At 71.7% G+C, this 6035-nt stretch carries 4 protein-coding genes; 3 read left to right on the forward strand and 1 reads right to left on the reverse strand.

The annotated features are described in order from the left end of the window. Nucleotide 1: 1 nt before the first annotated feature. On the reverse strand, nt 2–943 hold the full coding sequence (locus tag ACIP4O_RS22705; protein ID WP_401576961.1) for a GDP-L-fucose synthase family protein: 942 nt from the start codon (nt 941–943) through the stop codon (nt 2–4). A gap of 185 nt (nt 944–1128) precedes the next feature. Here ACIP4O_RS22705 and gmd point away from each other — a divergent pair, with 185 nt between their 5' ends. The 3 genes from gmd (at nt 1129) to ACIP4O_RS22720 (ending at nt 5899) form a co-directional block, all read left to right on the forward strand. Beyond that, entirely contained in the window at nt 1129–2142 is a 1014-nt protein-coding gene (gmd, locus tag ACIP4O_RS22710) for a GDP-mannose 4,6-dehydratase (protein WP_401576963.1), read from the forward strand. Nucleotides 2143–2371: 229 nt separating this feature from the next. After that, nucleotides 2372–5104, forward strand: a complete 2733-nt coding sequence (locus ACIP4O_RS22715) for a LamG-like jellyroll fold domain-containing protein (protein ID WP_401576965.1) — start codon at nt 2372–2374, stop codon at nt 5102–5104. 93 nt (nt 5105–5197) lie between these two features. Continuing rightward, a complete protein-coding gene (locus ACIP4O_RS22720; protein ID WP_401576966.1) occupies nt 5198–5899 on the forward strand; it encodes a hypothetical protein in 702 nt (233 codons plus the stop codon). Nucleotides 5900–6035 lie beyond the last annotated feature (136 nt).

Raw genomic sequence — 6035 nt, forward strand, 5'->3', positions numbered from 1 at the left:
CTCAGAGCGTCGCGCGCCACGCCTCGTACGTACCGGCGACGCCCTCGCGCAGGCCGATGCGCGGCTTCCAGCCGAGCGAGGCGAGCCGCGAGATGTCGAGCAGCTTGCGCGGGGTGCCGTCGGGCTTGCTCGTGTCCCAGGCGATACGGCCCTCGTAGCCGACGACGTCGCGGACCGTCTCGGCCAGCTCGCGGATCGTCAGGTCCTCGCCGCAGCCGACGTTGACGGGCTCGGCGCCGTCGTAGGAGCGCAGGAGCAGGGCGCACGCGGCGGCGAGGTCGTCGACGTGCAGGAACTCGCGGCGCGGGCTGCCCGAGCCCCACAGCACGACCTCCTCGCGGCCCTCCGCCTTCGCCTCGTGGAAGCGGCGGACGAGGGCGGGCAGGACGTGCGAGGTCTCCAGGTCGAAGTTGTCGCCGGGCCCGTAGAGGTTCGTCGGCATGGCCGAGATGTACGCGGCGCCGTACTGGCTCCGGTAGGACCGCACCTGCGTGATACCGGCGATCTTCGCGAGCGCGTACGCCTGGTTCGTGGGCTCCAGGGGCCCGGTCAGGAGCGCGTCCTCGTGGATGGGCTGCGGGGCGTGCTTGGGGTAGATGCACGAGGAGCCGAGGAAGAGCAGGCGCTCGACCCCGGCGGCGTGGGCGCCCGCGATGACCGAGAGCTGGATCCGGAGGTTCTCCTCCAGGAACTGCACGGGGTAGGTCGAGTTCGCCATGATCCCGCCGACCTTGGCGGCGGCGAGCACGACCGCGTCGGGGCGGGTCTCCTTCAGGTACGCGGCCGTGGCGGCGGCGTCGCGCAGGTCGAGTTCGGTACGGGTCCTGGTGAGCACCTCGTGGCCGTCGGCGCCGAGTCGGCGGGCGACGGCGGAGCCCACGAGGCCGCGGTGCCCGGCGACGAATATCCGGGCCCGCTCGGGCAGGAGCTGCGATTGCGTCATGGACCGGATCATGCCAGGACGAGCGGCGCCGCGGGCAGCCGGGCGGTACTTTTCCGCGCGGACCGTGACAGAACACAACAGAACCAGCACCGCACCCGCGGTCTCAACCACAGCCACAGCCACAGCAGAAGTCAGAACCACCAAGGCGGCCCCTCCGGCCGGCCGGTTCAGGAGGGGAACCACCCATGAGCAAGACCGCGCTGATCACCGGTATCACCGGGCAGGACGGCTCGTACCTGGCGGAGCTGCTGCTCGCCAAGGGCTACGAGGTGCACGGGCTGCTGCGCCGCTCGTCGAGCTTCAACACGGAGCGCATCGACCACATCTACCAGAGCCCGCAGGAGGACGACCGCCGCCTCGTCCTGCACCACGCGGACCTCAGCGACGGGGTCGCGCTCGTGAACCTGCTGCGCGAGATACGCCCCGACGAGGTCTACAACCTCGGCGCCCAGTCGCACGTCCGCGTCTCCTTCGACGCCCCGCTGTACACGGGCGACGTCACGGGACTCGGCGCGCTGCGGCTCCTGGAGGCGATCCGCGCCTCGGGCGTGGACACCCGCATCTACCAGGCCAGTTCCTCGGAGATGTTCGGCGCCACCCCGCCGCCGCAGAACGAGGGGACGCCCTTCCACCCGCGCAGCCCCTACGGCGCCGCGAAGGTCTACGCCTACTGGGCGACGGTCAACTACCGCGAGGCCTACGACATGTTCGCGGTCAACGGCATCCTCTTCAACCACGAGTCCCCGCGCCGCGGCGAGACCTTCGTGACCCGCAAGATCACCCGCGCCGTGGCCCGGATCAAGGCCGGACTCCAGGAACACCTGTACCTCGGCAACCTCGACGCGGTACGGGACTGGGGCTACGCGCCCGAGTACGTCGAGGCGATGTGGCGGATGCTCCAGCACGACGAGCCCACCGACTACGTCGTGGCCACCGGGGTGCCCGCCACGGTTCGCCAGTTCACGGAGACCGCGTTCGCGCACGCCGGGCTCGACTGGAACGCGCACGTGCGCTACGACGCGAAGTACGAGCGTCCGAGCGAGGTGGACGCGCTCATCGGCGACGCGAGCAAGGCGCGCGAACTCCTCGGCTGGAAGCCCGCGGTGCTCGTCGAGGAGCTGGCCCGGATCATGGTCGACGCCGACGTGCGCCAGGTCGAGGACCAGCTCGCGGGCGCGACGGTGCGCATCGACCGCTGAGGCGGGACGGACATTTCGGGTACCGCGAAGAGCGGCACACGCGCCCGACGCACGAGGGGTCCCCGGGACAACCGCTTTCCCGGGGGCACTCGCGCTTTTTCATACCAATCAGGTCAAGGAAGCCCCATGAGACGGCACCCCGGGCTCACGTGACTGGGTATCTCCTGCGAAGATACGACCACTTCGGCCAGAGCAGGCCGCTTGCCGGGCCCAACGCCTTGGGGGATAGATGCAAAGATCCAAGGGGCTCTCCGCTGCCCTTGTCCTCTCCGCTTCCGTCATGGGGCTGGGGGCGCTCGCCGCCCCCCAGGCCGCCGCGGTCACCGCGCCGGTCGCCTTCACCGCGGACGACCTGCCGACGTGGCAGACCAACGGCATCGTCTGGGCGCTCGCCCAGTCCGGTGACACGGTCTTCGTCGGCGGTACGTTCTCGCAGGTGCGCCCGCCGGACGGACAGGCCGGGACACCGAAGAGCGCGGTGAACTTCGCCGCGATGGACGCGTCGACGGGTGCGCCCATCGACTGCGACCTCTCCTTCACCGTCGCGAGCGGAACCGCGACGGTGCGCTCGATGGCGGTCTCCGAGGACGGCAAGACGCTGTACGTCGGCGGTTACTTCGGCGCGGTCAACGGGGTCGCCGCGAGCAGCCTCGCCGCGATCGACGTCGCGACGTGCAAGCCGAGGACGGACTTCAAGGCGAGCTTCCCCGCGACCGTCCGGGCCCTCGCGGTCTCCGGGAACACGGTCTACGCGGGCGGCGACTTCACCAGCGTCGGCGGACAGTCCCACAAGCGCTTCGCCGCCGTGAACGGCACCACGGGCGCGGTACTCCCCTGGCAGGCCGACGCGGACCAGCCGGGCCGGGCCATCGCGGTCACGCCCGACCACCAGCACGTCCTGCTCGGCGGCGACTTCTTCACCGTCAACGGCGCGGACTCGCACGCACTCGGCGTGGTCGACGCGACGACGGGCGCCAACGTCAAGACATACCCGAACAACTTCGTGCCGCAGAACTCGGTCGTGAAGTCGATCGCGACGGACGGCACCGGGTTCTACACGGGCAACGAGGGCACAGGCGGCGGCGTCTTCGACGGCCGTATCGCCGTCGACCTCGACACCTACGCGCAGCGCTGGCGCGACACGTGCCTCGGCGCCACGCAGTCGGTGCTCCCCTACGACGGCGTGCTCTACAGCGCCTCGCACGCGCACGACTGCTCCAGCGTCGACGAGTTCCCCGACGGGCGCCGCCACCACCTGCTCGCGCAGCCGGTGGACGACGTGCACAAGCTCGGCTGGATGCCGGACACCAATGACGGCCTCGGCGAGGGCATCGGCCCGCGCGCGATGTCCATATCCGGCAGCGGGTCGACGAAGTACCTGTGGGTCGGCGGCGAGTTCACCACCGTCAACGGCGGTGCGGCCCAGGGCCTGACCCGCTTCGCGACAGGGCCCGACACCGGGGCGCCGGGGGCGCCGCAGGCGAGCGCGGCGAGCGTCAAGCCCGGCGCGGTGCAGGTGCGCTGGCGTACGGGGCTCGACCTCGACGACAGCCGCCTGACGTACAAGGTGTACCGCAACGGCTCGGCCACGCCGATCCACACCATGACGGGCGACTCGCTGGAGTGGTCGCGTCCCCAGCTCTCCTTCACGGACACCACCGCGAAGGCGGGCGAGACCTACACGTACCGGGTCACCGCCACCGACGCGGCCGGGAACACGAGCGCGCAGTCGAACGCCGTCAGCGTGACGGTGCCCGAGTCCGCGCAGGCGTACCCGAACGCCGTCCTCGACGACGGCGCGTCGATGTACTGGCGCTACGACGAGACGAGCGGGCCCTTCGTCGGCGACCTCTCCTCCGGCGACCTGCACGGCCTCGGCCGCAACGCGCCCTCGACGGGTTCCGCCGCGGGCGTCCTGAACGACTCGAAGGCGCTGAGCCTCAACGGGACGAACCAGCAGGTCAACTCCGACCGCAGGACGACCGTCAAGGGCGCGTACACGCTGGAGACGTGGTTCAAGACGACCACGACGCAGGGCGGGAAGCTGCTCGGCTTCGGTGACCAGACCGGCACCCGGGGCAGCGGCAACTACGACAAGCACCTGTACATGACGGACTCCGGGAAGGTCGTCTTCGGCGCCCACCCGGGCATGCCGAAGACCGTCGCCTCCAGTGCCGGCCTCAACGACGGCAAGTGGCACCACGCCGTCGGTACGCAGGACGGCTCCGGCATGAAGCTGTACGTGGACGGCAAGCTCCAGTCGAGCAACGACGTCACGGGCAACCAGGCGTACTCGGGGTACTGGCACGTCGGCGGCGACAACATCAGCGGCTGGCCCGAGGCCCCCTCCAGCCAGTTCTTCAACGGCCAGATCGACGAGACGGCCGTCTACGACAAGGCGCTGACGCCCGAGCAGGTCAACAGCCACTACCAGCTCGCGACCAACCCGGCGCCCGCCGACACCATCGTCAAGGTGACGGCGAGCGAGGACGCCTACGCCAACGCGGGTGCGCCGAGCACCAACTACGGCGCGTCCAGCTCGCTCGCCGTGCGCGGCACCTCCGCGTACGAGAGCTACCTGCGCTTCACGCTGCCCAAGGCGCCCGCCGGGACCGTGCTCAAGAGCGCGCGGCTCGCGGTGAAGACGTCCACGCAGGCCGGCGCGGGCTCCGAGGACGACCAGCGCATCCGGCCGGTCACCGGGGACTGGACGGAGGCGGGCGTCACGTACAAGAACAAGCCCGCGCTCGGCACCACGACGCTCGGCACGCTGAGCGGCGCGACCGAGGGCTCGACGGTGTACTCGGCGCTGCTCGACACGAGCGCGATGAAGGCGGCGCTCGGCGGCGAGTACAGCATGGCGATGACGAGCGAGGGCACGGACCCGCTGTGGCTGTGGTCGAGCGAGGCGAGCGCGGGGGCGCAGACGCCCCAGCTCGTCCTGACGTTCGGCGCGCCGTAGCCCCGGGTCGGCTGACACACGCGGGGCCGGACGCCTTCACAGGGTCCGGCCCCGCGCCCGTACCCCCCGTCCCTTCCGTACAGGAGTAGTTCCATGCGCACCACCACTCGCCGGCCCCTCGCGGGCGCGCTCGTGCTCGGCACGGCGCTGCTCGCGCTGAGCGCCTGCGGTTCCTCGGACGACGGGGACAAGGGCGACTCGACCGCCGGGCAGCCCCTGGCCCCGTCGTCGGCCGCCTCGCCGAGTCCCTCGGGCTCCAAGGCCCCCGCCCGCAACGAGGCCGCGAAGGAGGCGAAGCCGAGCGGGCCCGTCGAGTCGGACGACAAGCTCAAGCCCGCGACGGGGACCTTCACGAAGAAGGAGAAGAAGTACCTCAGCGGCCGGGTGCCCAAGAACATGGACCCCGCGGCGGTGCTCCAGACCGGGCAGGAGGCGTGCGACCGGCTGAAGCTGACGGCCTCGCACGACAAGGACGCCGCCGTGGGCGCGCTCATCGCGGGCGAGATCCCCGACGCGGTGGCCGCCATCGGCCAGCTCTGCCCCGAGCAGCAGCCGCTCCTGGACCGGGCCCGGCAGGGCTTCACGGAGGGCACGAAGAAGAGCCCGTCGCCCGGCACGTACCGCGCGCTCACGGCGGACGCGAGCACGTGCACGTGGCAGGCGCTCGGCGCGGGGGGCAAGACGCTCGCCTCGGGGCCGCCGCAGGGCACGAAGCCCGAGAAGGTGACGGTGGACATCCCCGCGGGTACGGAGAAGTTCGTCTCGCAGGGGTGCTACGCCTGGCTGCCCGCCTGAGCCGGGGCCGGGGGTACGGGGTCGGGGGGGGGGGGGGGGGGGGCGCCCCCCCCCCCCCCCGCGGTAGCGCGCCGGGGCACACCCGCGCGCCCGGGCGGGGCCGCCGCCCGGCCCCGGGGGGGGGCCCCCCGGCGGG

The organism is Streptomyces sp. NPDC088923 (genome assembly GCF_044749745.1).
In the GTDB taxonomy this organism is placed as follows: Bacteria; Actinomycetota; Actinomycetes; order Streptomycetales; family Streptomycetaceae; genus Streptomyces.